At 58.1% G+C, this 25,301-nt stretch carries 27 protein-coding genes; 16 read left to right on the top strand and 11 right to left on the bottom strand.

The features are described 5' to 3' along the window. Positions 1–13: 13 nt before the first annotated feature. From hisH to WH7805_RS04310, 4 genes are all read right to left on the bottom strand, one after another. Positions 14–658 (bottom strand): imidazole glycerol phosphate synthase subunit HisH, encoded by a 645-nt coding sequence (hisH, locus tag WH7805_RS04325; RefSeq protein WP_038004399.1) that lies wholly within the window; start codon positions 656–658, stop codon positions 14–16. An 8-nt stretch (positions 659–666) separates the two neighbouring features. After that, on the bottom strand, positions 667–990 hold the full coding sequence (trxA, locus tag WH7805_RS04320; protein WP_006041767.1) for a thioredoxin: 324 nt from the start codon (positions 988–990) through the stop codon (positions 667–669). 219 nt (positions 991–1,209) lie between these two features. Further along, positions 1,210–2,373, bottom strand: coding sequence for a GuaB3 family IMP dehydrogenase-related protein (locus WH7805_RS04315; protein ID WP_006041766.1), 1,164 nt, complete (start codon positions 2,371–2,373; stop codon positions 1,210–1,212). A 48-nt stretch (positions 2,374–2,421) separates the two neighbouring features. Continuing rightward, positions 2,422–3,018, bottom strand: a complete 597-nt coding sequence (locus tag WH7805_RS04310) for a CAAD domain-containing protein (protein ID WP_006041765.1) — start codon at positions 3,016–3,018, stop codon at positions 2,422–2,424. Positions 3,019–3,125: 107 nt separating this feature from the next. Here WH7805_RS04310 and gyrA point away from each other — a divergent pair, with 107 nt between their 5' ends. Both gyrA and crtL read left to right on the top strand, forming a co-directional pair. Beyond that, on the top strand, positions 3,126–5,756 hold the full coding sequence (gyrA, locus tag WH7805_RS04305; RefSeq protein WP_006041764.1) for a DNA gyrase subunit A: 2,631 nt from the start codon (positions 3,126–3,128) through the stop codon (positions 5,754–5,756). Positions 5,757–5,758: 2 nt separating this feature from the next. Then, complete coding sequence (crtL, locus tag WH7805_RS04300; protein ID WP_006041763.1) at positions 5,759–7,012, top strand: lycopene beta cyclase; 1,254 nt, start codon at positions 5,759–5,761, stop codon at positions 7,010–7,012. Here the strand turns inward: crtL and WH7805_RS04295 are convergent. Continuing rightward, positions 6,979–8,550 (bottom strand): glycoside hydrolase family 57 protein, encoded by a 1,572-nt coding sequence (locus tag WH7805_RS04295; RefSeq protein WP_006041762.1) that lies wholly within the window; start codon positions 8,548–8,550, stop codon positions 6,979–6,981. The genes crtL and WH7805_RS04295 overlap by 34 nt on opposite strands. A gap of 124 nt (positions 8,551–8,674) precedes the next feature. Here WH7805_RS04295 and WH7805_RS04290 point away from each other — a divergent pair, with 124 nt between their 5' ends. Further along, the gene (locus WH7805_RS04290; protein WP_006041761.1) at positions 8,675–10,297 is read left to right on the top strand and encodes a 2-isopropylmalate synthase; all 1,623 of its coding nucleotides are present in this window, start codon (positions 8,675–8,677) and stop codon (positions 10,295–10,297) included. Positions 10,298–10,301: 4 nt separating this feature from the next. Further along, complete coding sequence (locus tag WH7805_RS04285) at positions 10,302–11,162, top strand: carbohydrate ABC transporter permease (protein ID WP_050752011.1); 861 nt, start codon at positions 10,302–10,304, stop codon at positions 11,160–11,162. Here WH7805_RS04285 and WH7805_RS04280 read toward each other — a convergent pair. Further along, on the bottom strand, positions 11,152–11,541 hold the full coding sequence (locus WH7805_RS04280; RefSeq protein WP_006041759.1) for a hypothetical protein: 390 nt from the start codon (positions 11,539–11,541) through the stop codon (positions 11,152–11,154). The genes WH7805_RS04285 and WH7805_RS04280 overlap by 11 nt on opposite strands. Positions 11,542–11,557: 16 nt before the next feature. Beyond that, positions 11,558–12,031 carry a hypothetical protein gene (locus WH7805_RS04275; protein WP_038005015.1) on the bottom strand — a complete coding sequence of 158 codons (474 nt, stop codon included), beginning with the start codon at positions 12,029–12,031 and terminating at the stop codon, positions 11,558–11,560. A gap of 72 nt (positions 12,032–12,103) precedes the next feature. On the opposite strand from WH7805_RS04275, the gene WH7805_RS04270 reads away from it, so the two are divergent. Then, entirely contained in the window at positions 12,104–12,349 is a 246-nt protein-coding gene (locus WH7805_RS04270; RefSeq protein WP_006041757.1) for a Nif11-like leader peptide family natural product precursor, read from the top strand. Between the two features lie 335 nt (positions 12,350–12,684). Further along, entirely contained in the window at positions 12,685–12,966 is a 282-nt protein-coding gene (locus WH7805_RS04260) for a 2Fe-2S iron-sulfur cluster-binding protein (RefSeq protein ID WP_006041755.1), read from the top strand. A gap of 13 nt (positions 12,967–12,979) precedes the next feature. Here WH7805_RS04260 and WH7805_RS04255 read toward each other — a convergent pair whose 3' ends face one another. Next, positions 12,980–13,186 (bottom strand): hypothetical protein, encoded by a 207-nt coding sequence (locus WH7805_RS04255; protein ID WP_038005013.1) that lies wholly within the window; start codon positions 13,184–13,186, stop codon positions 12,980–12,982. Between the two features lie 68 nt (positions 13,187–13,254). Further along, complete coding sequence (locus WH7805_RS04250) at positions 13,255–13,716, bottom strand: hypothetical protein (protein WP_006041753.1); 462 nt, start codon at positions 13,714–13,716, stop codon at positions 13,255–13,257. Positions 13,717–13,729: 13 nt separating this feature from the next. Here WH7805_RS04250 and WH7805_RS04245 point away from each other — a divergent pair, with 13 nt between their 5' ends. From WH7805_RS04245 to WH7805_RS04220, 6 genes are all read left to right on the top strand, one after another. Further along, positions 13,730–14,068: a hypothetical protein gene (locus WH7805_RS04245; RefSeq protein ID WP_369775998.1), complete on the top strand. Its 339-nt coding sequence runs from the start codon at positions 13,730–13,732 to the stop codon at positions 14,066–14,068. A 127-nt stretch (positions 14,069–14,195) separates the two neighbouring features. Continuing rightward, a complete protein-coding gene (locus WH7805_RS04240) occupies positions 14,196–14,495 on the top strand; it encodes an MTH1187 family thiamine-binding protein (RefSeq protein WP_006041751.1) in 300 nt (99 codons plus the stop codon). 67 nt (positions 14,496–14,562) lie between these two features. Then, positions 14,563–15,105, top strand: coding sequence for a hypothetical protein (locus WH7805_RS04235; RefSeq protein ID WP_006041750.1), 543 nt, complete (start codon positions 14,563–14,565; stop codon positions 15,103–15,105). Positions 15,106–15,118: 13 nt separating this feature from the next. Then, a complete protein-coding gene (locus WH7805_RS04230) occupies positions 15,119–15,442 on the top strand; it encodes a hypothetical protein (protein ID WP_006041749.1) in 324 nt (107 codons plus the stop codon). A gap of 21 nt (positions 15,443–15,463) precedes the next feature. Then, positions 15,464–15,865, top strand: a complete 402-nt coding sequence (locus tag WH7805_RS04225) for a hypothetical protein (RefSeq protein WP_038004396.1) — start codon at positions 15,464–15,466, stop codon at positions 15,863–15,865. A gap of 64 nt (positions 15,866–15,929) precedes the next feature. After that, complete coding sequence (locus tag WH7805_RS04220; protein WP_198005764.1) at positions 15,930–16,517, top strand: RluA family pseudouridine synthase; 588 nt, start codon at positions 15,930–15,932, stop codon at positions 16,515–16,517. Here the strand turns inward: WH7805_RS04220 and WH7805_RS04215 are convergent. Further along, a complete protein-coding gene (locus WH7805_RS04215; protein WP_038004394.1) occupies positions 16,514–18,619 on the bottom strand; it encodes an HDIG domain-containing metalloprotein in 2,106 nt (701 codons plus the stop codon). The two genes, WH7805_RS04220 and WH7805_RS04215, sit on opposite strands and share 4 nt — an antisense overlap. Before the next feature lie 71 nt (positions 18,620–18,690). Between WH7805_RS04215 and folD the strand changes: the two genes are divergently transcribed. Genes folD through WH7805_RS04195 form a run of 4 tightly spaced genes read left to right on the top strand, consistent with a single transcriptional unit; the run spans position 18,691 to position 22,541 of the window. Continuing rightward, complete coding sequence (folD, locus tag WH7805_RS04210) at positions 18,691–19,572, top strand: bifunctional methylenetetrahydrofolate dehydrogenase/methenyltetrahydrofolate cyclohydrolase FolD (protein ID WP_006041745.1); 882 nt, start codon at positions 18,691–18,693, stop codon at positions 19,570–19,572. A gap of 52 nt (positions 19,573–19,624) precedes the next feature. Continuing rightward, positions 19,625–20,563 carry a geranylgeranyl diphosphate synthase CrtE gene (gene crtE, locus WH7805_RS04205; protein WP_050752010.1) on the top strand — a complete coding sequence of 313 codons (939 nt, stop codon included), beginning with the start codon at positions 19,625–19,627 and terminating at the stop codon, positions 20,561–20,563. Between the two features lie 2 nt (positions 20,564–20,565). After that, positions 20,566–21,072, top strand: coding sequence for a divergent PAP2 family protein (locus tag WH7805_RS04200; RefSeq protein WP_038004392.1), 507 nt, complete (start codon positions 20,566–20,568; stop codon positions 21,070–21,072). Next, positions 21,069–22,541, top strand: coding sequence for an AAA family ATPase (locus WH7805_RS04195; protein ID WP_006041742.1), 1,473 nt, complete (start codon positions 21,069–21,071; stop codon positions 22,539–22,541). Before WH7805_RS04200 ends, WH7805_RS04195 begins: the two co-directional genes overlap by 4 nt. A 290-nt stretch (positions 22,542–22,831) precedes the next feature. Here WH7805_RS04195 and WH7805_RS04190 read toward each other — a convergent pair whose 3' ends face one another. Next, complete coding sequence (locus tag WH7805_RS04190; protein WP_198005729.1) at positions 22,832–24,772, bottom strand: calcium-binding protein; 1,941 nt, start codon at positions 24,770–24,772, stop codon at positions 22,832–22,834. Between the last annotated feature and the right edge of the window lie 529 nt (positions 24,773–25,301).

Raw genomic sequence — 25,301 nt, 5'->3', positions numbered from 1 at the left:
AACTGGGCGCTGCTCACGCGGGCAATGGTGCCCCTGCATGGAGCCATGAGAGCCAGTGCGTCAACAGAACAGCTCCTGCTTGTCCTGATTTCTCAGGGTGAAACTGACAGGCTCCGACGCGTCCATGCCAGACCATGGCCGTGGCAACGTCGTTGCCGAAACCGACATTGGCAGCGAGGTCTGTCTCATCGACTGGATGGGCTGCGAATGAATGCACGAAGTACACCCAGGGCGATTGTTCGCCTGCAGGCAAAAGGGGGTTGGGATTGCAGCGTTCTAATTTCGCCCAGCCCATGTGGGGGATGCGTTCACCCTGACCGCTTGGTAAGCGTCTGACGCTGCCCTTGAACAGACCAAGACCTCGAGAGTCTCCCTCTTCACTGCTTTCGAAAAGAAGCTGAAGGCCGAGGCAAATACCAAGGAGTGGACGATCAAGACGGCCCCACTCGGCTAAGTGGGGAACCAATCCTGTGTGGCGGAGTCGTTCCATCGCCGGATCAAACGCGCCGACTCCTGGAAGGATCAAGGCATCGCAACGCTGAAGATCCTTCGGTGAACTAACGGGGGTGATCGCTTGTCCCAGGCGCGCGAAGCAAGTTTTCACGGAATGGAGGTTCCCCATCCCGTAATCGATCAAACCGACTGTTGTTAAAGCCAGTGGGGGACTCAGAGATATTTTGCAATCGTGCCAGACAGGGTTGCCTTGGGAACGGCTCCCACAACCGTGTCCACTTTTTGGCCCCCTTTGAACACCATCAGGGTTGGAATGCTTCGAATCCCGAATTGACTGGCCACGTTGGGATTTTCGTCGGTGTTCAGCTTGAACACCTTGATCTTGCCTTCGAATTCTTTGGAGATTTCGTCAACGATGGGAGCCACCATCCGGCAAGGGCCACACCAGGGAGCCCAGAAATCCACCAGCACGGGAACGTCGCTTTGCAGGACGTCCTGTTCAAATGAGGCGTCGGTAACAGCGGCAGCGCTGGACATTCCGTGGCAATCGAGATGGGCGAAATTTAGCAACCGTTTTCTTGGTTGCCGTTCATTGTCATCACTCAGCTCTTGAACTGTGATGGATGACTGAACAAGACAGAAAGCCCGAACGCGTCGGGCCGGGGGGTGTGAGGAGTGTGTGGGCATACGCCCGCACACCATGAGAGTACCGCGTGTCTCGCGTGCTCGTCTTGCGACTCGTTTGGAGACTTGTGACTATTTGCCCATGCCGAGTTGCTGGGCTTTTTGGTAAACCTTGCCTTCCGTCAGGAGGGAGGGGGCAATGACCACCTCCACTTGTTGCATGTCGCGGATGGTTTGAGCTCCGAGCGTTCCCATCGAGGTTTTGAGGCACCCCAGCAAGTTGTGAGTGCCATCGTCAAGTTTTGCAGGACCCCGCAGGATCCGCTCCAGGCTGCCGGTACTGCCCACGTTGATGCGGGTACCGCGGGGAAGGACTGGGCTCGGAGTCGCCATGCCCCAGTGGAAACCTCTCCCGGGTGCTTCCTCAGCACGAGCGATCGGTGAGCCAATCATCACGGCATCGGCGCCACAGGCGATGCATTTGCAGATGTCGCCGCCGGTGACGATGCCGCCATCGGCAATGATCGGAACGTACCGACCACTTTCCCGTTCGTAGTCGGCTCGGGCGGCGGCGCAGTCGGCCACAGCGGTCGCCTGGGGGATGCCGACACCAAGAACCCCGCGCGATGTGCAGGCTGCGCCAGGGCCAATTCCCACCATCACGCCGGCGGCGCCTGCGCGCATCAGTTGCAGGGCCACGTCATAAGTGACGCAGTTGCCGATCACGACGGGGACTCCCATGTCCCGGCAGAGGACCTCAAGGTCGAGGGTGTCTTGTCCTTGTGGGCCGATGTGCTGGGTCGATACGACGGTGGCTTGAACAAAAAACAGGTCGGCCCCTGCTTCAGCGATGGCCTTGCCGAAGCGCATGGCGGCAACAGGAGTGCCGCTGACGGCGGCGATGCCACCGTTGGCCTTGATGTCTTGGATGCGTTTGCGGATTAGATGCTCTTGTACAGGTTTGCTGTACAGCTCCTGCATGAGAGGCACGAAGGACTCTTTCCCAACGGACGCGATGCGGTCGAGCGCATCGTTGGGATCCTCATAACGGGTCTGAACACCCTCGAGATTGAGGACGCCGAGGGCACCCAATTTGGATAACTGGACAGCCATCTCCACATCAACCACGCCGTCCATTGCGCTGGCGATGATCGGGATCTCCCGTTCGATGCCGCCAAGGATCCATCGGGTATCGGTCACCTCGGGATCTACGGTCCGACCGCCCGGAACCAGGGCGATTTCGTCGATGCCATAGGCCCGACGTACAGCCTTGGAGCGTCCGAGCTGAATGTCCACCACGGTCATCACAGAGTGTGAACAAGCTACCAATCGACCGTGCAAGCGCTAAGAGCTTTGTTCGGGCTTGCCGCCGCGGACGGTCCTCCACAGATCGCCGAGCCCTGCGCTGATTTTGCGCCTCTCCTCGCTGAGGACTAAGCGTGTTGTCGCGAACCAAGTGGCGTAAATGACGCCGATCAGTTCGAAAATCCTGGGCGCAAGTGGCACGGTGGCAATGGCTGCCAAGATCCCACCATAAATTCTTAAAACGAGAATGAATAGAACCAGTCCAGCCGCAATCAGTAGTGGCTGACGCAGGCGCTGTAGTTGATCAGCAAGGTCGCGATCTTCGATCCATTCCTTGACTTTGGTGCTGAGGACTTCCCATTCACCACCTTCATCGTCGGCGTCGCTGAGGGAAGGCGTTTCAGGAACGCTCACTCTCTCGACGATCGAGGGAGTGAGCGGCTCCGGTGCTCGCTTTGTTTCTTCAGGCTGCTCCGTCACCGCAGCTTCTGATGCTGCAGTTTGCACGGGCTCAGAGGCTTGTGGTGCAGTCTCGTTCTGCACCTCGCTCTCTGCTGCGGTGATGTCGATCTGAGGGGTCTTCGATTCGGAGGATGAGTCAGACGACATCGACTGCAAAACCTGAAGGCGCATCATTTTACGGCCGGATCTCAGATCGATTCCCACCCTCGAAGAAACGAAAACAGGCTTTGTTGTTGTAAGCCTCGTGCGCGATAAGCTGGTTAACGGCGTTTAGGTCTTCTATGGCGGATCCATTGGGGCCCAGTGGTGGTGGTCCCGGAGATTCGGACGATCGGATCATCCAGACGGATCTGCGCAACGAGATGTCGCGCTCGTACCTCGAGTACGCGATGAGCGTGATCGTGGGCAGGGCTTTGCCCGATGCTCGCGATGGTCTCAAACCCGTGCATCGGCGCATTCTCTATGCGATGTACGAGCTTGGCCTCACCAGTGATCGGCCCTATCGAAAGTGTGCGCGTGTGGTGGGTGAGGTGCTCGGTAAGTACCACCCCCACGGCGACACCGCCGTCTACGACGCCCTGGTGCGGATGGCCCAGGACTTCTCCATGTCGATGCCCCTGATCGACGGCCATGGCAATTTCGGGTCGGTGGACAACGATCCGCCGGCGGCCATGCGTTACACGGAATCGCGGCTGAAGGCACTCACCACCGACAGCCTGCTGGAAGACATCGAGGCGGAGACGGTCGATTACGTCGACAACTTCGATGGCTCTCAGCAAGAGCCCACGGTGTTGCCGTCGCGGATACCTCAGCTGTTGCTGAATGGGTCTGCCGGCATCGCTGTGGGGATGGCCACCAACATCCCTCCTCACAACCTGGGGGAGTTAATCGCCGGCTTGCTCGCACTGATCGAGAACCCCGAACTCAGTGATCAGGAGTTGATGGCTCTGATCCCCGGGCCGGACTTTCCGACGGGGGGGCAGATCCTTGGACGTACAGGCATCAAGGAGACCTATCTGAGCGGGCGGGGGTCCGTGACGATGCGCGGTGTGGCAGCGATCGAGACCCTTGAGGTTCCTGGTCGCCCCGACCGTGATGCTGTGATCATCACAGCGCTGCCTTACCAGACCAACAAGGCGGCGATGATTGAGCGCATCGCCGAGATGGTGAACGATAAAAAGCTTGAGGGAATCTCGGATATCCGCGATGAGAGCGACCGCGATGGCATGCGCATCGTTGTGGAGCTGCGCAGGGATGCCTATCCCCAGGTGGTGCTGAACAACCTCTACAAACTCACCCCACTGCAGAGCAATTTCAGCGCGCACATGCTGGCGCTGGTGAACGGCGAACCAATCCTGCTCACCTTGCGCAAGATGCTCGAGGTGTTCCTCGACTTCCGGGTCGAGACCATCGAACGGCGCACCCGTTATCTCCTGCGCAAGGCCGAGGAGCGCGACCACATCCTGCTGGGCTTGCTGCTGGCCCTTGATCAGCTCGACCCGATCATTGCCTTGATCCGGGCTGCTCCCGATACGGCCACGGCACGCGTTCAATTACAGGAGCGCCATGGCTTGTCTGAGGTGCAGGCGGACGCGATTCTGCAGATGCAGCTGCGGCGCCTTACCGCCTTGGAGGCGGACAAGATCCGGCTGGAGCATGAGGACCTAGTTACCAAGATTGCTGATTACAAGGACATCCTTGGCCGGCGCGAGCGGGTGTTCGGAATCATTCAGGACGAGCTGGCTCAGTTGCGCGACCGCCATGCCATTCCCCGGCGTACTGAAATTCTCGATCTCGGGGGCGGTCTGGATGACATCGACCTGATCGCCAATGAGCGCTCCGTGGTGCTGCTCACCGAAACCGGTTACCTCAAGCGCATGCCGGTGAGCGAGTTCGAAGCCACCAGTCGTGGCACCCGCGGCAAGGCCGGCACGCGTAGCCAGGGAGAGGAGGCCGTGAAGTTGTTCATCGGCTGCAACGACCACGACACCCTGCTGCTGTTCAGTGATCGGGGAGTGTCCTACGCCCTGCCGGCGTATCGGGTGCCTCAATGCAGCCGCACCGCCAAGGGGACGCCGGTTGTGCAGTTGCTGCCCATTCCGCGCGAGGAGATGATCACCTCGCTGCTGGCGGTGTCTGAGTTCAACGACGACACGGATCTGCTGATGCTCACCCAGGGAGGCTTCATCAAGCGCACGCGCCTGTCGGCCTTCAGCAATATCCGCTCCAACGGTTTGATCGCGATCGGACTGGAGGAGGGAGATGCCCTCACTTGGGTGCGTCTTGCGGTGTCAGGCGACAGCGTGCTGATCGGTTCGCGGGCCGGCATGACCATTCACTTCCGCCTCAGTGATGATGAGCTCCGGCCTCTCGGACGCACGGCTCGTGGTGTGCGGTCCATGAATCTGCGCGACGGTGATGCCTTGGTGAGCATGGATGTGTTGCCCGTGGAGCTGGCCGATCGGGTGGCCCAGAGCGGCGATGACGACTCAGACGATGACGAGGCCGGCGCGGCTAGCGATGGCCCCTGGGTGCTGGTGGCCTCAGCCTCCGGTCTGGGTAAGCGCGTGCCGGTCACCCAGTTCCGTCTGCAGAAGCGGGCGGGCATGGGCCTGCGGGCGATGAAGTTCCGCACCGACGCTGATGCCCTAGTGGGTCTGCGCGTGCTCGGCGCCGGCGAAGAAGTGTTGCTGGTCAGCGAAAAGGGCGTGATTGTGCGCACCAGCGCAGATGCCATTCCTCAGCAGTCACGGGCGGCCACGGGTGTGCGCCTGCAGCGTTTGGATAAGGGCGATCGCCTTTCAGAGGTGGTGATGGTGCCGCCTGAAGCTGAGTCAGATGATGCGACTGAAGGTGAAGGCGAGGAGGTGACTGCTGAGACGGCCGTCAGCGCAGAACCCCAGGACAGCTGACCTTGGCCGATCGGGTGGATGTTTTGGTGTTGGGGGGCGGTCCTGCCGCTCTCTGCATCTCCTCGGAACTGAACCAACGGGGCGTGACTGTTGCTGGTGTCGCCCCTGATCCCGTCGATGCGCCCTGGCCGAATACCTACGGCATCTGGGCTAATGAATTGAAAGCGGTCGGGCTCGATCACCTGCTGGAGCATCGCTGGAGCGACACGGTCAGCTACTTCGGTGCAGGCGGATCAACGGCGCAAGATCACAGCCAAGTCCATGGAATCGACTACGGCCTGTTTGATCGGGCCGCTTTGCAGCGCTACTGGTTGGGTCGGGCTGAGGGGGTGCGCTGGCATCAGGGCCGCGCGGAAAGGGTGCAGGCTGGGTCTGCGATCACCACAGTGACCTGTGCATCCGGCGAAACCTTGCGGGCGCGCCTGGTGATCGATGCCTCTGGCTCGCGCACACCGCACATCCGGCGGCCCGATCAGGGGCCAGTGGCCGGACAAGCCGCCTACGGCGTGGTGGGCCGTTTCTCCAAGGCACCGATCGAGGCGGGCCGGTTTGTGCTGATGGATTACCGCTGCGATCACCTCAGCGCGGCGCAGCGCCAGGAACCGCCAACCTTTCTCTATGCCATGGATCTCGGCGATGGGCTGTTCTTCGTGGAGGAGACCTCGCTGGCGTTCGCACCGGGGGTTCCCTACGACGTGCTCAAGCAACGGCTGCAGCAACGGCTTGCTCTGCGCGGCGTTCAGATCACCGAGGTGATCCATGAAGAGTTCTGCTTGTTTCCGATGAACCTGCCCCTGCCCGATCGAAGCCAGTCGGTGTTGGCTTTCGGTGGTGCGGCGAGCATGGTGCATCCTGCTTCGGGCTACATGGTGGGGGCGTTGCTGCGGCGTGGGCCGGATCTGGCCCAGGCGCTGGCGGTGGCGCTGGCGAATCCAGCCCTGGGATCAGAGGCATTGGCCCGGCGTGGCTGGCAAGCGCTTTGGCCCACCGAACTGGTGTTGCGCCATCAGCTCTATCAGTTCGGGCTTGGGCGGTTGATGGGGTTCAACGAAGCCTTGCTGCGCACCCATTTCGCCACCTTCTTTTCGCTTCCTCAGGAGGAGTGGTTTGGCTTCCTCACCAACACCCTGCCCTTGCCGAGGCTGATGGCGGTGATGCTCCGCTTGTTTGCCCTTTCCCCGTGGGAGCTGCGGCGAGGCTTGGTGTTGGGCTTCCCTTCTGCTCAGTCGCCGATGTTCACCCAGTCGGCCGGCTGAATCAGAGGGAAGAGGGCATCTTCAGCTTCAACATCATCCAGCCATTGCTCAGGCAGGTCCTCACGTCGGTCAATCGCGGCCATCAACCGCCAGAAGCGCTCGAGGTGGCGCTCGATCCTTTCTTTGGCGAGTTCGGTGGTGGTGCCGGCCCGCAGGATGAAGCTCCAGTCGGATGACTGCGCCAGCAGCAGCTCGCGGCCCGCCTGGTGGAGCAGGCGCAGATCGGCCTCACTGCCCACGCCGCGGCTGCAACGCTCAACCATGGCCCGCCCGGCACGGCTCCACTCAGGGATGATCCAGGCATTGGTTTCATTGAGCCAGTAGTCGTGAAACCCTCCTCGGCCCCAGCTGGATGGGCACGGTGCACACAGCTGTAGGTTCGGGCTGGTCGCCAGGATCCCGCGCAGGCTTGTGAAGCGCACACCCTCTGCAGGCCCCTGGCGGAAGAGCTCCTGCAGAAAGTCAGGACCTTCAAACCACCAGTGTCCGAATAGCTCGGCATCAAAAGGTGCCACCAGGAGAGGCTCGGTGGTCATGCCCGCCTGCAACCGGTCGAGCTGTTCGCGCCGACCCTGCAGAAAGTGCTTGGCATGCTCACGCGTTCGGTTGCGTGCTTTCTCCGGCTCATAGGGGCATTTGCCGTCGAGCCCTCTGCTTTGACTGCTGACCCGATGCAACTTGAGCCCCAGTGGACGTCCTGAAGGAAGGCCATGAGCCTCGATCTGTTCTGCCGGCAGATCCCATCCCAGATCCCGGTGGAATTCCCGATACAGGGGATCTCCGGGGTAGCCGTCCCTGGCGGACCACACCGGCAGGGTGGCATCGCTGTCGCGTCCGAAAAATGCCACGCCCCGTTGACTCACAATCGGGGCATAGACCCCGTAGCGCGGACGGGGCTCAGCATGGAGCAATCCATGGCCATCAAGTACCGCGTAGCGCAGGCCGGCATCCCGCATCCACCGATCCAGGCCTTCGTAGTACGCGCATTCCGGCAGCCAGATTCCCAGCGGTCGCTCGCCGATCAGGCGGTGGTGTTCGCGTACAGCCGTGCGCAGCTGGGCCCGTACGGTTTCCGGGTGTTCCCGCAGCAGCGGCAGATAGCCGTGGGTGGCCCCGCAGGTGAGGAGATCGAGAACGCCCTGCCGCTGCAGAGCCGCGAAGCGTCCGATCAGATCGCCTTCGCAGCCTTTCCAGGACTTCAGGTGTTTCTCAAACGAAAGGCGGAGGTCTTCAGCAGCCTCCTGACGATCGTCGGGTGCCTCCTTCAGAAGATTCAGCCTTGCTTCAACCCAGGCAGGAAAGCGGTTCCGCAACGTGCTGTCGGCCAGAAGCGACAGCAAGGTGGGTGAGAGCCCCATGGTGAGCTGGGCCTGTTGCTGCGGATCCGCAGCAGCCGATTCCAGGGTGCTGAGAAGCGGCAGATAGCACTCGATCAGTGCCTGAAAGAACCAGTCCTCTTCCAGGGACTGCGGTGCAGCTCCGCGCACGTAAGGCAGGTGGGCGTGGAGAACGAGCGCGAGAGCTCCGTTGGCCACCATCCCCCTGTGCAGTGGAATGAATGTACCCGGCATCAGTGCCATTTCCATGGGTTTTCCCAGGACCACTCCCCTAAAGTGGTCTAACTCATAGTCACTCCGACTACATCGCGTCGAGGCTGTTGCCATGGCCCATGATCCAGGCCGCGTTCTGATCTTCGACACCACCCTCAGGGATGGTGAGCAGTCGCCGGGAGCCAGCCTCAACCTCGAGGAAAAGCTGGCCATTGCCCAACAACTGGCACGTCTCGGCGTTGATGTCATCGAAGCGGGCTTCCCATTTGCCAGCCCCGGGGATTTCGCCGCCGTGCAGCGGATTGCCCAGCAGGTGGGTGGTGAGCAGGGCCCGATTATCTGCGGTCTTGCCCGGGCGTCCCGCGGGGACATTAAGGCTTGCGCTGATGCGGTGGCCCCAGCCCCCCGCCGCCGCATTCACACGTTCATCGCCACAAGCGACATTCACCTTGAGCACAAATTGCGCAAGAGCCGCCAGGAGGTGTTGGCGATCGTGCCCGAGATGGTGGCCTATGCCCGCTCGCTCGTCGACGACGTGGAATTCTCCTGTGAGGATGCTGGCCGAAGTGATCCCGAATTCCTCTACGAGGTGATCGAAGCTGCCATCGCTGCCGGCGCTAGCACTATCAACATCCCTGACACCGTTGGCTACACGACGCCGGCCGAGTTCGGCGCCTTGATCGCGGGCATCGACCAGCACGTGCCCAACATCGCTGATGCCGTGCTCTCCGTCCATGGCCACAACGATCTCGGTTTGGCTGTGGCCAACTTTCTTGAGGCCGTGAAAAACGGTGCCCGCCAGTTGGAGTGCACCATCAATGGCATCGGCGAGAGAGCTGGTAACGCGGCCCTTGAAGAGCTGGTGATGGCGTTGCACGTACGCCGCCGGTACTTCAATCCCTTCTTTGGCCGAGAGGACGATTCACCCACTCCCCTGACTGGTGTGAGGACCGAGGAGATCACGAAAACGTCGCGTTTGGTCTCCAATCTCACCGGCATGGTGGTGCAGCCCAACAAGGCGATCGTGGGTGCCAATGCCTTTGCCCATGAATCGGGCATTCACCAAGACGGTGTTCTCAAAAACCGTCTCACCTACGAGATCGTCGATGCCCGCACGGTCGGTCTCACGGACAACAGGATTTCCCTCGGCAAGCTGAGCGGCCGCAGTGCGGTGCGTGCCCGTCTCGAGGAGCTCGGCTACGACCTCAGCCGTGAAGACCTTGACGATGCGTTCGCCCGGTTCAAGGAGTTGGCGGATCGCAAGCGCGATATCACCGATCGCGATCTCGAAGCCATCGTGAGCGAGCAGGTTCAGCAACCCGACGCCCGCTATCAGCTCACGTCTGTGCAGGTGAGCTGCGGCAGCAACCTGCAGCCCACGGCCACCGTGACCCTGCTGGATGAAGAGGGTCAAGAACAGAGTGAGGCGGCGATTGGTACAGGCCCTGTGGATGCCGTGTGCCGTGCCCTCAATGCACTGGCCGGGGAACCGAACGAGCTGGTGGAGTTTTCGGTGAAGTCCGTCACAGAGGGCATTGATGCCATGGGTGAGGTCACGATCCGGTTGCGACGCGACGGGCAGCTCTTTTCCGGCCATGCTGCCGACACTGATGTGGTGGTGGCTGCCGCTCAGGCCTTCGTGAATGCCCTGAATCGCTTGGTGGCCGGTTCCTTGAACCCGGCCCTTCATCCCCAGCGGGATGCCACGCCTTTGGATGCCAGCCCCACCCTCTGAACCGATGGCCCGTCACCAGATCCGAGCGGCACCGGCGAAGGACCGCATCACGCTTCGCTCACTGCTTCAGCTTCTGATGCTGATCCTGCTGGCTTTGGTTGTGCTGGTTCCGCTGCTTTGGCTCGTGAGCACGTCGCTGAAAGGACCCGCAGAGGACATCTTCACCAGCCCCCCGGCGTTGCTTCCGGCACAACCGAGCCTCGACGCCTATGGCCGATTGTTCCAGGACAATCCTTTGGGGCAATACCTGCTGAATAGCACCATCGTGAGCCTGGTGGCCGTCGTGGCCAATCTTCTGTTTTGTTCGCTGGCGGCCTATCCCCTGGCGCGCATGCAATTTGCAGGACGAGGTCTGGTTCTGGCTCTGGTTGTTGCCACCATCCTCATTCCTTTTCAGGTGGTGATGATTCCTCTTTATCTCCTGATGGTGCAGCTGGGCCTTAGAAACACCCTTCTTGCTCTGGTGATTCCCCAGGCTGCAACGGCTTTTGGCCTTTATCTATTGCGCCAAAGTTTTCTCGGCGTGCCGGTGGAGTTGGAGGAGGCTGCTCGCATCGATGGCTGCAGCAAGTTGGGGGAATGGTGGAACGTGATGATTCCAGCGGCCCGGGCCGACCTCATCACATTGGCCATGTTTGTGTTCATCGGAACATGGAGTGACTTCCTCTGGCCCCTGGTCATCCTTGATGATCCCAAGCTATTCACTCTGCCCCTCGGACTCCAGCAGCTCGCCAGCAGCTTTTCCCTTGACTGGCGGATCGTCGCTGCTGGTTCGGTGGTGTCAATCCTTCCTGTCCTGATCCTATTTGTGTTGCTTCAGCGTTTCATTTTGCCCACCGCCAGTGGGGATGCGGTCAAGGGCTAAGGGCTGATGGATCTGTTGTGAGGGGATTGGGAATCGCTTGTTCATCAGGCGAAATCTCCTCGGGTATCGATTCCAGCGGAATGCGTTGCTTGAGGGACTCAAGCAGGCGTGCTTCTCGCTTTGCGTTTTCGCTTTGAAAGGTCTGCAGGCTTTGGATATCTGTTTGCAGCTTCTGTTGACGGGTCTTCAAGACACCAAGCTGTTGCTCCAAGAGCTGCCGGCTGTTCACTTCCTCGCGTTGTTCGAGTTCTTTCAAGCGATTTGTGAGGCTTTGCAAGCTGTTGTTTTGGTGTTGCAAGGCTTGCCAAAGCACTATGAACAACACCAGCAAACAGGTGAAGCCAGCAACTGGAATCAGCAGCAGGAGTCGCTCACGCATCCTTGTTGAGGAGTCTCTAGTTGCAGCCTTGAACGGAAATCCTGTAACTGAACCCTGTGGAGTTCGGGTCGCTGCCCGCGCCGATCTTGAAATTCACCTGCTTCAGTTGTTTGCCTTGGGGAACAGTGAACGGTCCAAACATGCGACCTTCGCCGATCGGAGGAGTCAGTGATTCCTTCACCACGCGGAGATTGCTCCCGTCCGTGAACTTCAGAAAGGCTTCAACCGGATAGGTCCCCGTCGCTGTCGAATCGGCAGTGAAGAAGAGCTTGTAACTCCCGTAAGGCCTGTTCACGGCGAAATCGGTGTTCCAGTTTGTTTTTCCGAGAAGTTTTCCCTTGCCAACGCGCTTCTTGACGATGTTGCTACTCCCGTCGCCTCCTACTGGAGGCAGAAACGCGCAGGAAGCCTTCGCCATCGAGCCTGAATCCAGAATCAACAGAGAGCCAGCCGCTCCGAGAAGAACCGAGGGCAGGCGTTTGATCGACATGCTTCTGAACCGCATTGACGGAGTCTTAGCAAGGTGCAGTGATGGAATGGTGAACTTCGACATCAGGACCGAATGTCGCTTCAGGATCTCGATGCCTTCCTACGTCAACGCCAAACCGATGCGGCTTTGGCGGCAAGCCTGGCCGAACCCCTGTCGGTCGAGGCACTCATTGAGCTCGCTCGTGGGCACGGATTCAAGATCACTGCCGAGGATGTTCTTTCAGCACAGGCCCGGGAAGAAGCTGACGCCCCTTCGGCTGAGCTGCAACGCAGAATGGCAGAAGACTCAAGGCGACTCCGGCATTTCATCCAGGGTTGACACTGTGCCCCCGTGCACCTTCTGAGGTAGCCCTGGACACTGATGTTTTGCTACAAAGACTCAATGCTGGTCTCAAGATCAAAGCTTGAGATGTCGTTCTGGAAAGAGTGGTCAGGTGTCTATCGCCCGGATCAGAGTGTTGAGTGCTTCGACGAGGACGTGTTGACTTCAAACGATCAGCAGAGTTCATCCAACGATCAAGTGGATCGTTGTCAGTTCCTCACCTGGGAAGATCTTGTCGGTCAGCGTTGAGCGTTGATTCGTCAGGGATCACGCACGCAGTGATGCTGCCTCTGCCATTGATCACTACGAAGGAGCTGATCGAATGAAATCCCATGGCATCCTTCACCATCACCCTTGAAGGGGGGAAAAGTTTCTCTTGCGCAGACGATCAGTACATCCTTGATGCTGCTGAAGAGCAGGGTGTGGACCTTCCATACTCTTGCCGTGCTGGTGCCTGCAGCACCTGCGCCGGCAAAGTACTGAGCGGAAGCGTTGATCAGTCGGACCAAAGCTTCCTGGATGATGAGCAGATGGGTAATGGCTATGCCCTGCTCTGCGTGAGCTATCCCATGGCTGACTGCACGATCAAGGCTGAGGTCGAAGACGAGCTCTGAGTCTGTCGGCTCTTCAGCGCATCTTCACCACATCAGGGGTCTGTCCATGCACTTCGCCAATCCAGAGGGCGTGGGTGATGGCTCCTTCATGACTGTGGAAATTCCAAGCGGATTCGGGGCTTTCGATCGCCTCGATCTGCTGGTTTTGGTCATTGACACGCAGGTACTGGCCGCTGCCCCTGTGGCGCAGGACGTAGCGTTCTGGGAGATGTGTTCTCATCTTTGATCCACTGAGACTTGATTCCGGCATAGCTAGGAGCCCATGGTCATTCCTGGGCTTTCAGCTTTTTATGGGTTTTCATTGTTCAAAGATTGTTCGACGTCCTGGTAACGCGCTTCCCGGATCCAGATGAGAGCTTTGGGAAGTGTCAGCCGTTGCTGGTGACCGCTATCTCGGAACCAAGGGGCTTCGCAGGGAGCAAGTGGGCTATCGCTTAGGTCCCAGGTGTCGCGCAGGTAGCGCTCCACAGCGTTGTGCTCAGCGGGTTCAGGGCGTTGCCAGTGGACCAAAGCCAGTTCATCGGTCATGGCTTCGAGGCGGGCAATGCGTCCATGGGGTGGTGCATCTGGATCTGGGGTGATGGTCTCGTTCAGGCTTTCGCTGGCCACAAACAGGCGTAAGGGGCTATCACTTTTTCGGCCATCAAGGGCGTATTTCTTGAGGTAAAGGTCTCTGGCCTTGCGGAAGAGGGGGGCTGGGGCACAGCTCAGTAGGGCCTCGTAGGCATTGGTGAGGCGGTGGCTCGTCATGGCGATGGGTTAAATGGATTCGGCTTCCGGGATGGCGCACCCTTACGAAGCATGGAACACTGGTGACAGTTGCGGAAGTGGAATAGTGTCAAATGCCAAGCACACCCTCTATCGATTGGTGTCACTGGATGGGAGCCCCCATCCAGTGCTTGATGCGCCTTATGAATCGATTGCAGCTGCGGAGGCGGCCGCCAGTCGTTGGTGTGAAGGGCAAGGACGCTCCCGTTCAGCTTTCGAGCAGGGAATTGGCCTCGAAGTTCAGACAGGCTGTGGCGAGTGGCGAACTCTTGGCTACCCCAGTGCCTGTCTTCTCGGGCATGGTGATCTGAAGAAAAAAACAGGAGCCCCCTAAGGAGCTCCTCGGTACTGGGGTTCTCGCCGGCCATGCCGCCCCAGCTTGTTCAAGTTTCGCTGGATGGATGGACTTGCGTCTGTCTGAGCTCCTGACTAACCATGACAGGACATGACTGGACCGATGGATGCGCGTCAGTGTTGACCTCTGCCTCGTGCCGCTGGGCGTAGGCGTATCCCTTGCGCCCTATGTCTGGGCTTGCCAGGAGGTGATTAAGGCCTCGGGGCTTGAGCATCAGCTTGGGCCCGATGGAACAGCGATTGAGGGCGAATGGGACGCTGTCTTTGCCTGTGTCAAGGCTTGTCATGAGCGGTTGCACGAGGACGGGGTTCCAAGGATTCATGCCACGTTGCGGGTGAATACGCGTATTGATCGCGAGCAGTCCTTTCGGGACAAGGTTGACAGCGTTCAGCGGCTGAATCAGTAGAAGAACCGCACCTTCGGCTGGTCAGCGTCTCTTCTGTCTCTAATGAGAGGAGGTGTGGGACTGGGGAATGGCGTTCGGGTTTGTTCGGTCTGTTGTGGTGATGCTGGCGGTGTCGTCACTGTCTTCTCTGGTGTCCGGGCCAGTGCGCGCTGAGAGCTGGGATCGCATCGGTCGCTATGCCTCTTTGATCCGGCGTTCCGGCACCGACACAATGGTGGCCAAAGATTGTCCGCCTTCTCTCCTGGGAGCGTTTCACGCTGAGCGCAACGCCCTTCTTCTCTGTTCCAACAATCTCGAAAACGACCCCAAGCAGATCTGGGTGGTGCTCGCCCATGAGTCAGCGCACGTGATGCAGCACTGCCAAGGCGGTGCCCTTTTGGCTGACCATCAGATCAACGACGCGCTGGAGGCCATCGAGGCCCGTTCCAGAACAACGTTTCAGGAACTTCGTCTCTATCACCAGTCGCAGCAGCGTGAAGAGATCGAGGCGCGTTTGGTGCAAGTCCTACCTCCACAGGAGGTTGAAGCACTGTTTCGCAATTTCTGCGCCGATCGTCTGCCCCGGGGCTCCGTGTCGGCTCCCCCAGCGATTTCCCCTGAAACTCCTTGAGGCTGAAGCAACCATGGACGATTCCTCAGTCACTCCCATCACCGCACCAAAACTGGATGAAGCGGGTCACCTGACTTATCTCGGAGAGGACGGTCAGTGTTATCGGGTGCTGGACCATCTAGAGATTGATCATGAGGCGTCCCAGCGCGTGAGTGCTGCGTTGCAGGCCACAGGGCCTTTGTTTGATCAGATCGAAGCGCTCTGTCACGACTGGATCAAACGTGTTGCCATGGAGGCCATGGATCGTGATGAAGCCGTTGCGATGCTGCTCAGCAACCTGGAATCCGTCTTGCACGCCGACGATGAAGAGAGCGGCGGCCCCGGCCCCTTACGGTGAGCAAGTTTGCACGCTGACTCCATGGGGCCAAGGCTGCGCGGGTACTGGTTGATGACCTGGATTGGGTTGCTGGCCAATCTCCTGGCCTTACCCGTGATCGGTTGGGGGGCCTTTCAGCCTGATCAATCCACAGGCCTTGAAATCACCAACATCACCATGGCCTTTTCGCTGGCGTGGCCTGCGGCGATCGTGGGCATCGTGGCATCGGCCGGACTGCTGGCACAGCGGCGCTGGGGAGTGATCCTCACCATCGTTGCTCTGTCGCTGGCCCTTGGTGGTGCCTTGCCTTACGGGATCGTGCGAGTGGTGCTTGGCCCTGGGGCCCGACCCCTTGGTCTCGCGTCGGTGTTGCTTGGGCTTGTGAACGTGTTGGCCCTTATCTACTGGTGTCGTCCAGCCCATCGGCGCGGTGGTCGCTTGTAGGCCAGTGCTCGCGGCAGACCGCCAGGTGGCTGGGCTGCCCCTCGTTCTTGATCATCCACGTTTGATGGTGGTGGACAAACCGGCAGGACTGCTTTGCCAGCCTGGTTTGGGTAGTCATCAGCAGGATTCCCTGATCAGCCGCCTTCAGCTTGCGTGTCCCGCGCTACGCCTGGTTCATCGCCTTGATCGCGACACTTCAGGACTTGTGCTTCTGGCGAAGGATCCGGACATGCTTCGGTTGTTGGGGATGTTCTTTGCATCTCGAAGGGTCAGAAAGCTATACGTCGCTGATGTTCAGGGCCAGATGAAAAATGTCAGCGGACTGATTGGTCTCCCTCTGGCGCGTCTGAAGCGTCAGCCGCCCACTTACGGCGTTCATCCAGGTGGAAAAGCGTGCGTCACGCTCTGGCGTCGTTTGAAGTTGATGGAGAGCAGCACACGACTCTGGCTCTGCCCGAGGACGGGCCGTTCCCATCAGCTGCGCGCCCATCTGGCAGCCCTGCACCATCCCATCATTGGGGACCCGATTTACAACCCAGGATGCGCCGTGGGGCTGCGGCTCAGGGCGATGGCCTTGCGTTTCCCTGATCCTGATGATCCCAGTGGCCAGGTGCGAGTGCGCGCTCCTTGGCCTGCATGGTTCAACGCTTAAGCACTGAATCTGCGCTTGGCCGGGATGGGATAAGGGATACGCCGATGGCGCATTCGCCGCCACACTTTTACAAAGGCCTTCATCACGAGCTCAAGCTCTGCGCGGCTGAGGCTGCTCTGATTCAACTGTCCATCGCTGAGGCGAGCTTCAACGATGCGTTTCACCGTGGCTCGGGCTTCCTTCTCACTTGTGTCGGGGGGCAAGGAGCGAAGCGCTGCCTCACAGCCATCGGCGACCATCATGATTCCCGTTTCCTTGGAGCGAGGGGTAGGGCCGTGATAGCGGAAGCGATCTTCTGAAATCAGGGGATCTTTCAGCCGTGCCTGGTGCAGGAAATACCCCATCCGCAAGGTTCCTTGATGCTCTGGAATGAAGTCGGCAATCGGTCTGGGCAAGCGGTGGCGTCTGGCCAGTTTCAGGCCCTCATCCACATGGGCCTGCAATACGCCAGCGCTCGCAAGCGGATCATTCAATTCAGTGTGAGGGTTGTGATCGGTGGTTTGGTTCTCGATAAACCAATTCGGAGCATGGAGTTTGCCAACGTCGTGATACAGCGACCCTGTTCTGATCAGATCCACATCGGCACCGATCGCACGCGCTCCCTCTTCGGCCAGGCTGCAGATCATCAGGGTGTGCTCGAAAGTGCCCGGGGCCTCTGAGGAGAGCCTGCGAAGCAGTGGACGTTCCTGGTCTGCCAGCTCCATCAGCCTCGCTCGGGTCAGAAGACCAAAGGAACTTTCGAGCAGGGGGATGACCAGGATTGCCAGCATCATCAGGAGTCCCAGCAACAAGGCTTCGGATGTCAGATCTCCCGAGTTGGGAAGCAATCGGGTCCAGTCCTGATCCACCGAGGATTCGGCACTCCTGTTGAGGAGAAGCAGCTCAAGAACCAGCGCCCCGAGCGGCAAGAGCACCGCTAGTTGCAGAAGCTGGGCACGACTTCTGAGCCTGCCCGCTTGAAGGGCGACCACGGTGGCTGTGGCCGCAGCGATCAGCAGGCGCCCCTCACCAAGGCCTGTCACCGGTGTTGGCCAGAGCAGGCTGGCGACTGCCATCCATGCCAGGGCGCTGCTGGTTCCGAGGCCCTGCGCTAGCAGCAGTGTGGGTGGAACGATCACAGCCAGAGGGCTCACGGCTGCACCAAACCAAACTTTGCAGGCCTGGGAGATCAGCAGCAACCCCAGGGCCAGCAGTCCATGGGGTGCTTCAAGGCAAGGCCTCTCTCGGCGCATCACAAGGAGGAGAATTCCACATCCGGCCAAAGATTCTGTAAACCGGATCACCCAGATTCCGAGTTTGGGTCTCCGGTTCACAAGGCCGAAGAAATCGAGAACGTCGTAAGCCTGGGAACTAATGGGTTCTCCCTTCTGTGTGATCAGGTCACCTCGGCTCACCTCGATGACTGGGATGCCCTGCTGAGTGATCAGTTTCTCGATCAGTCTTTGGCTGCGCTGCGGGTCGGTTTTGAGATTGCTGGCACCCTGCAAGGTGGTGGTGAGGACCTTGGCGCCGAGGGTTCTTGATGGAGTATTGGCGGTCCCCAGTTCATACAGCTGCAGGGATGAGGCCTGACGCAGCTGCTCTTCGGCCAGGTTGTTGACCAATCCTTGGCTGAGCATGCGTTCCAGCGCCCGGCGCAGATCCATGTCCCAGCTCAGGCGTTCCTCTGGTGAACGCTCCTCGAGCCAGTCCTGTTCTTCGCCGCTGAGATTCACTGGACCGATTCGATCTGCATCGTCACTACTGGCGACCCGTTCCAGCTCTCCAAGATGGCGCTCGAGGCGCATCCGCAGCTGCTGATCCTGCTGAACGTCGATGACCTGAACCAGGGTGCTGGGCACCAGGCTGGATCTCCGTTGCTTCAGCGCTTCACTGTCGACCACCCGTGCATCCTTCGGTGCCACCGCGTCGAATGGCGCTGTCAGACCTGGTCGAATGTCCGGCTCTACCAGCCATGGCCAGCTCGATGCAAGGGCTACGAGCAGGCATAGCGCCAGAAGCACACTGCGTTGCAGCCGATTCCAACGCAGCACCGGCCGCCTTGGAGATTCACTCCTAAGCCAGGATCTCCAGAACCTTGCTAGGGGATGCGAACGCAAGATGGCTGGATGCTTTCAATGGAAACGCTAGCTCTGATAGAGCGGCATGCTGGTTTCACGTGCATCGGTCGGCGATGGCCCTCAGACTGGATGGAAAAGCTCTGGCCAAGGAGCTAGAAGAGCGACTGGCCAATCAGATTCGTCGCGGTAGCGCTCAGGCAGGACGCCCGCCGGGTCTCGCGGTCCTGCGGGTGGGTGATGATCCGGCTAGCGCGGTGTATGTCGCCAACAAGGAGAAAGCCTGCGCCAGGGTGGGGGTTGAGAGCTTTGGAGCCCACCTGCCTGCATCTTCAGAACCGGATACCGTTCTGGATGCCATCAGCGAGCTCAATGCTGATGAGCGGGTGGATGGAATTTTGTTGCAGCTGCCCCTTCCGGCAGGGCTTGATGAAACTCCTCTCCTGGCAGCGATCGATCCTGAAAAGGATGCTGACGGCCTGCACACACTCAACCTTGGACGGCTGTTGAAAGGGGAACCAGGCCCCCGCAGTTGCACGCCAGCAGGCGTGATGGCCATGTTGCGCAGCCAGGGAATTGATCCCTCCGGTAAACGGGCTGTTGTGGTGGGACGCAGCATCCTTGTAGGCCAGCCGATGGCCCTGATGCTTCAGGCTGCCAACGCAACGGTCACGGTGGCGCACTCCCGCACCAGCGATCTTCCTGCTCTGACCCGTCAGGCCGACATTCTGGTCGTCGCAGCGGGACGTCCGGAAATGATCGGGGCTGAGCATGTCGCTCCCGGTGCCGTGGTTGTGGATGTGGGCATTCACCGAAGGCCCGAGGGTGGGTTGTGCGGTGATGTGAACGCTGCCGCGCTGGAGCCCTTGGTCGCAGCCCTTTCCCCCGTGCCAGGCGGCGTCGGTCCGATGACCGTCACCATGCTTCTTGTGAATACAGTGCTGGCCTGGAGCCGGCGTCACCAGATCGGTCATGATCTCGACGACCTGATTCCGTGATCGTGCTCAGGGGCCTGCGGCCTGACAGAATCTCGCCAGCATCATGTTTTTCATGACCGCCACGGCGAGAAGTCCTGAAGGTCTCATGCCGTCGGGTGAAAATCAGGCTGATTTTGACTTCAGTGCCTATTTGGCCAAGACGCGCAACCTCGTGGAGGGAGCCCTTGATGCAGCTTTAGGTCCTGAGCGACCTGAGTCCCTTCGCGAGTCGATGCGCTACTCCCTCCTGGCCGGAGGCAAGCGGCTCAGACCGATTCTTTGCCTCGCAGCCTGTGAGCTTGTGGGCGGTGATGCCTCCCTGGCAATGCCGACGGCAGTGGCCTTGGAAATGATCCACACCATGTCGCTGATCCATGACGATCTACCGGCAATGGACAACGATGATTTGCGTCGTGGCCGCCCCACCAATCACAAGGTCTATGGCGATGCCATGGCCATTCTCGCCGGTGATGCTTTGCTCAGCAGAGCCTTCGAAATGGTGTCACTTCGTAGTCCAGGGGTTCCCCCCGAGAGGTTGCTGAAAGTGGTGGCTGAGCTCGCACTCGTGTCTGGAGCTCCGGGGTTGGTGGGAGGCCAGGTGGTCGATCTGGAAAGTGAGGGTCGCGAGGTTGATCTGGAAACACTTGAATACATTCATCTCCACAAGACCGCAGCTCTGCTCCGGGCCTGTGTCGTTACAGGCGCTCTGATCGGAGGTGCCGATGCGAATCAGGTCGAAGCGATGCGTACTTACGCCAACGGCATCGGTCTCGCTTTCCAGATCGTGGACGACATCCTTGATGTCACGGCCAGCAGTGAAGTCCTCGGTAAAACAGCAGGAAAAGATCTGATTGCCGATAAAACCACTTATCCGAAACTTCTTGGTCTGGAGCCTTCGCGGGCTCGCGCTCTTGAGTTGGTTGCTCAGGCCAAGTCGGCTCTCGAGCCGTGGACATCCAAAGCTCAGCCGCTTCTGGCTCTCGCTGACTACGTCGCGAGCCGAGACCGTTGACCATGCTGTTTGCCTCGTTGAGCGCGCCGCTTCAGCTTCTTGACAACGGCCCCCTGGCCTGGGGCCTCGCTGCCTGCGGATTGGCACAGCTTTCCAAGTTATTCATCGAATTGGTCATCCAACGCCGCTGGCGGCCTGAGGTGCTGATTGAAACGGGCGGCATGCCTTCGAGCCATTCGGCTCTGGTGACCGGTACGGCGGCTGCGGTCGGTTGGCTCAATGGATTTGACTCCCCCGTTTTTGCTTTGGCGTCCACGGTGGCCTTTGTGGTGATGTATGACGCCAGTGGTGTCCGTCGGGCAGCGGGGTTCACTGCCGAGAGAGTGAATGCTTTGCCAAACGGTCTTTGGGATCCAGAACCTGAGCAAGCGCTCAAGGAAAGCCTGGGTCATTCCAGGCTTGAAGTGCTGGTCGGAAGCCTTCTTGGCCCAGCGATCGCCCTGCCAGGTCTGGTGTTTGTGGGCTCGCCACTTCATCTCATCCAGGTTCTCTCCCACGCATTCGGGTGAGCACGTCCGCCCATTCCGCTCTGGTTCTCACCAGTGATCAGCAGCAGGCCGCTGATGCCTTCGCTGACTGGATGCATCAAGCCGATGCAACGGTGCCTTTCGTGTTGAGCGGCTTTGCCGGCAGCGGCAAGACGTTTCTTTCGATGCGCCTCCTCCAGCAGGTGGAGGCCAGTGGGCTTTGCTGGACCGTCGTGGCTCCAACCCATAAGGCCGTGGGCGTTCTAAGGCAAGCTCTGGCGCTTGAGGGTCTGCACCCCACTTGGTATCCATCCACAATCCACCGCCTGTTGCGTCTCAAGCTCAAGCGACAGGGAGACCGCGAGTTGTGTGAATCCACAGAGCAGACGGCAGCAGCTCTTGAGCATCTCGGTCTGGTGCTGATTGATGAAGCCTCCATGGTGGATAGCTCGTTGTTGTCCATCGCGCTGCAGTGCGCGCACACCTTCAGCACCAGGCTGGTGTTCGTTGGGGATCCGGCACAGCTGCCGCCGGTGGGAGAGCGCGAAAGCCCTGTGTTTGCGATGACGCGGGCCGTGAATGCCTGCCTACGGCAAGTGGTTCGTCATCAGGGACCTGTGCTGCAGTTGGCCAGTTGTCTGCGTGATGGCCGACTGCCCTGTGAAGTGCCACCGCTTTTGGCTCCGGTGTGCACGGATCTGGGGCAGGTGGGGGTGATGAACCGCTCCGATTGGCTAAGTCGCGCTCAGGAGTCTTTACGACAGGCCGCAGCCTGCGATAACCCCGACGCGGCAAGAATTCTTTGCTACACCAACCGCAGGCTTGAGGTGCTGGTCCCCCACGCCCGCCGGGCGATTCATGGCGACATGGCCGATCAGATGGCTGTTTTGCCTGGCGAGGTGCTGATCACGCGCACGGCGGTGATGGCCCCGGCTTCACGCGATGGTGGCGAGACCGGTGAAGAGCCCGATCTGGTGCTGGGCTCTAATCGTGAACTCGTGGTGGAGGATGTCGCTCCTGAACGCTGTGACCTGGCGGAGTTCGGCCTGTCCGACGACGCTCAGCTTTCGCTTGCTGGCCTTGGTGCACCTGTGATTGAGACCCTTACTGCACGGGTGCGTAGCGGGGAGCTCGAGCTCAACCTGCGCTTGCAACCGCCTGTCGGCACTCCGGCAAGGCAGCAGTTGGATGCCCTTCTTCAGCACTTGCGAATACAGGCCCGAGAGGCTGGAAAACAGGGGGGACGTCCGCTCTGGCGCCGGTACTTCCTGGTGCGTGATGCGTTCGCATCGCTTGGACCTGCGGCTGTGCTCACTGTCCATCGCAGCCAGGGCAGCAGTTTCGGGGAGGTGTTCGTCGCCGACGATGTGTTCTGGCCCCAGGATCTTGATCTGCGCAGGCAGCTTGTCTACGTGGCAGTCAGCCGTGCCCGACAGGGCGTCTGGCTGGCAGGCCGGAATGGCTCGCCAGCGTCAACGCAACATTGGACCCGAGCCCTGGCGAATTCATGAGTTAAAAATAGACGTCTCAGAAAGCTAGTGATTTCAATGCTTTCGGTTGACTGTACTGATCAACCTTGGATTCAAGGTCGAGTATTGGTGAAAAGTCCTTTCAGAGCATCTTTTGATCATACGGTTGATACCAACACCAGATGTCAATGGCAAGGGCAAGCATCCCTAGCCGGTTCCATCGATCTAAGCGATGTATGATTGGCTCGTGAAAATAATTCTTCTGGTTGAGGAGAACACTCTTTCTTGACTATTTGGATTAATGGCTAGATTGTCATTGGAAATAGATAGATTCAGGCCCATAAATCATCTAGGCCAGAACCAGGTCCGTAAGCACCAAAATCTGCACCATTGACTGATAAGTCTTCTTTGATTGAGAAGTTTCCATCGTGATTGACTCTGATGACTCCTAAAACATCAAAGTCATGTGCTCCATTCCCACGTTCGCCGTCGGCGCCTTGATCACTGTAAACACCAATCAAAGCAGAATTGTCACTGCTTGAGAGTAGGAGTGCTTGTACCGTGTGTCCCTGGATGAGGATGTGATCATTCTCACCACCATTTCCGCTGAAGTCGGTGATTGTGTCAATTCCAATGCCGTCAACCCAATGGTCGTGATACTTATCGTTTTCGCCTGCGACCCCATTCATTCCCCAATTGATCACACCCGTCGAAGTATTTGTGTTTCTGTCGACGATCTCTTTCGATGCATTGATTAATAAACGCCATTCAAAAGTATCTGCTCCCTCTCCACCTGTCAGAACATCATTAGCAGAAATCCCCACAGGATTTAAATATTCATTTGCGAAAACTAACTTATCGATGTCGCTGCCGTCATTCACACCTGCTGGTAGCGACTTGTTGTCATTAGGAACACTGCTATCACTTAAACTGACAAGTCGATCATTTCCAGCGTCTCCGCTGTAGCGATCCGCCCCATACTGGTCGACAAGCAAGTCATCTTCTGAGCCTCCAATGAGTTTGTCGTCATAAGACATTTGCTTGTCAGCAATAAAGTAACCTTTTTCATGAAAATCACTTTGCCTGGATTCTCTATCGCCAAGGAGGTGATCCGCTCCGGAGCTTCCAAAAAGTTTGTCGTTTCCGTCGTATCCAACAATCTTGTCGTCGCCGGAAAGACCGTCGATGCGATTCTCACCCGAATCGCCTGCTAAATCATTGTCACTAGCGTTTCCGGTAATTCTTGCAGTTGTGCTCGCCAGCAAGACGTCGTCATTGGATTCAATTTCTGCAGCGATGTTGCTATCAACGCCATAGGCTCCATAGTCTTTTTGCTGGATGTCGACGTCGGAATCAAAATTAAAACTTCCTTTGTAAAAGACTTTAATGGTTCCAAGTACATCCAAATCATGAGCGCCATTCCCGCGCCTACCGTCTGCACCTTGGTCGCTATAAACCCCGACTAAAGCTTCGTTGAGGGTTTCGTTGTTTTCCAGCAAAATTGCCTGGACTGTATGGCCGGATACAAGAATTTTGTCCCCTTCTTTTGAATTGAAATCTAGGATTATGTCATTTCCGATTCCTTCGACCCAATGGTCATGGTAGTTGTCGTTCTCACCCGCAACCCCGTTCATTCCCCAGTTGATAATTCCTGTCTCAACATCAGTGTATTTGTCGACAATTTCTTTGCGTGCATTAATGAGTAGATGAAATTCAAAGCGATCAGCGTCCTTTCCTCCGATGAGGGTGTCATCTGCTGCCAGGCCATTGGGATTGATATTATTGGTTGAGAAATCTAGTTGTGAAAGTTGATTCTCTGTTGAATCATTGTCTAGAATTGGAATATTGTTTCCTGTTGGAATGCCTGAGTCGCTCAGGCTGATGATCCGATCGTTTCCTTTGTCTCCCGAGAAGTAGTCAGATCCAAACTGATTGATCAGAATATCTTCGCCCTTTCCTGCGATCAAGATATCTGATTCATCCTTGTTGAATGAGAGTGATGCGAAGATTGATCCATCTGCGTTGTAATCATTTTGATTGGGTAGTCTGTCCCCCACGAGGACATCGTCTCCTCCACGTCCGTCGACAAAATCTATTCCTTTGCCTGCGATCAGCTGGTCATTTCTTCCTCCGCCACGAATATAATTGTCTGAATCATCGGCAAGGATGCTATTTCCCCTCGATTTTATGCCAAAGAATGAAATTTTTTGATCCATCCAGTGTTCAAATTCGCTGGGATTGAAAGCTGCTTGCCAGTACTTGAGCAAGTTCATTCGTTTAATCATGCTGATTTTGTTATGGCATCAATTTGGGGTTGGATCAATGGCAAATTCCTTTGTTTTTGCTTAGAGTTGGATGAAATAAGAATTCTTAAGTTATTTTAGTTTTGCGGTGACTTTTGGTTATTGATGTGTTTTGTTCACTACTGTTTTTTCTCGGCGGCAAGATGTCGGTTGGTGGTTGTCTCGAAGCGTCCTTGCTGATCTCCTGATCGGTTTCGCCCTTTGAATGAACTCTTCGGTCAGATTGTCTTTGTAGTGAGCACTTGTCTCAAGGGTTATGGCCCTTCTTTTTTGATTCGTGGCATCAAGAGCCGCCTGCTGTCATTAACGACTCGGTTGGCAAGGTTTGACTGGGTTTCCGCAGCGATCAGACTGTTGTCTTGTGAAATGGCGGACACCTTCATGAGACCCTCAGAATTTAAAAAACCAAGGAGTCAATCAAGAATTCAGTGACTCCTTTCAACTGAACTTGAAGTTCCGCGCCTAGATCATCATCAGTGTTCACGCTAAGGATTCCATT

The organism is Synechococcus sp. WH 7805 (genome assembly GCF_000153285.1).
Classification (GTDB): domain Bacteria; phylum Cyanobacteriota; class Cyanobacteriia; order PCC-6307; family Cyanobiaceae; genus Synechococcus_C.
This window is presented reverse-complemented; position numbering and strand designations above follow the sequence as displayed.

Bases quoted from the DNA above. Each gene is read 5' to 3' on its own strand.
- WH7805_RS04260 (WP_006041755.1), top strand. From the start codon at position 12,685: ATGGCATCCTTCACCATCACCCTTGAAGGGGGGAAAAGTTTCTCTTGC.
- WH7805_RS04270 (WP_006041757.1), top strand. From the start codon at position 12,104: ATGTCGCTTCAGGATCTCGATGCCTTCCTACGTCAACGCCAAACCGAT.
- trxA (WP_006041767.1), bottom strand. From the start codon at position 990: ATGTCCAGCGCTGCCGCTGTTACCGACGCCTCATTTGAACAGGACGTC.
- WH7805_RS04190 (WP_198005729.1), bottom strand. From the start codon at position 24,772: ATGAACTTGCTCAAGTACTGGCAAGCAGCTTTCAATCCCAGCGAATTT.
- WH7805_RS04235 (WP_006041750.1), top strand. From the start codon at position 14,563: ATGGCGTTCGGGTTTGTTCGGTCTGTTGTGGTGATGCTGGCGGTGTCG.
- WH7805_RS04220 (WP_198005764.1), top strand. From the start codon at position 15,930: ATGGTGGTGGACAAACCGGCAGGACTGCTTTGCCAGCCTGGTTTGGGT.
- WH7805_RS04310 (WP_006041765.1), bottom strand. From the start codon at position 3,018: ATGATGCGCCTTCAGGTTTTGCAGTCGATGTCGTCTGACTCATCCTCC.
- WH7805_RS04200 (WP_038004392.1), top strand. From the start codon at position 20,566: ATGCTGTTTGCCTCGTTGAGCGCGCCGCTTCAGCTTCTTGACAACGGC.
- WH7805_RS04250 (WP_006041753.1), bottom strand. From the start codon at position 13,716: ATGACGAGCCACCGCCTCACCAATGCCTACGAGGCCCTACTGAGCTGT.
- WH7805_RS04255 (WP_038005013.1), bottom strand. From the start codon at position 13,186: ATGAGAACACATCTCCCAGAACGCTACGTCCTGCGCCACAGGGGCAGC.
- WH7805_RS04245 (WP_369775998.1), top strand. From the start codon at position 13,730: ATGGATTCGGCTTCCGGGATGGCGCACCCTTACGAAGCATGGAACACT.
- crtE (WP_050752010.1), top strand. From the start codon at position 19,625: ATGACCGCCACGGCGAGAAGTCCTGAAGGTCTCATGCCGTCGGGTGAA.
- WH7805_RS04225 (WP_038004396.1), top strand. From the start codon at position 15,464: ATGGGGCCAAGGCTGCGCGGGTACTGGTTGATGACCTGGATTGGGTTG.
- WH7805_RS04280 (WP_006041759.1), bottom strand. From the start codon at position 11,541: ATGCGTGAGCGACTCCTGCTGCTGATTCCAGTTGCTGGCTTCACCTGT.
- WH7805_RS04295 (WP_006041762.1), bottom strand. From the start codon at position 8,550: ATGGTGGCCAACGGAGCTCTCGCGCTCGTTCTCCACGCCCACCTGCCT.
- WH7805_RS04230 (WP_006041749.1), top strand. From the start codon at position 15,119: ATGGACGATTCCTCAGTCACTCCCATCACCGCACCAAAACTGGATGAA.
- folD (WP_006041745.1), top strand. From the start codon at position 18,691: ATGGCCCTCAGACTGGATGGAAAAGCTCTGGCCAAGGAGCTAGAAGAG.
- WH7805_RS04285 (WP_050752011.1), top strand. From the start codon at position 10,302: ATGGCCCGTCACCAGATCCGAGCGGCACCGGCGAAGGACCGCATCACG.
- WH7805_RS04275 (WP_038005015.1), bottom strand. From the start codon at position 12,031: ATGTCGATCAAACGCCTGCCCTCGGTTCTTCTCGGAGCGGCTGGCTCT.
- WH7805_RS04290 (WP_006041761.1), top strand. From the start codon at position 8,675: ATGGCCCATGATCCAGGCCGCGTTCTGATCTTCGACACCACCCTCAGG.
- WH7805_RS04240 (WP_006041751.1), top strand. From the start codon at position 14,196: ATGCGCGTCAGTGTTGACCTCTGCCTCGTGCCGCTGGGCGTAGGCGTA.
- gyrA (WP_006041764.1), top strand. From the start codon at position 3,126: ATGGCGGATCCATTGGGGCCCAGTGGTGGTGGTCCCGGAGATTCGGAC.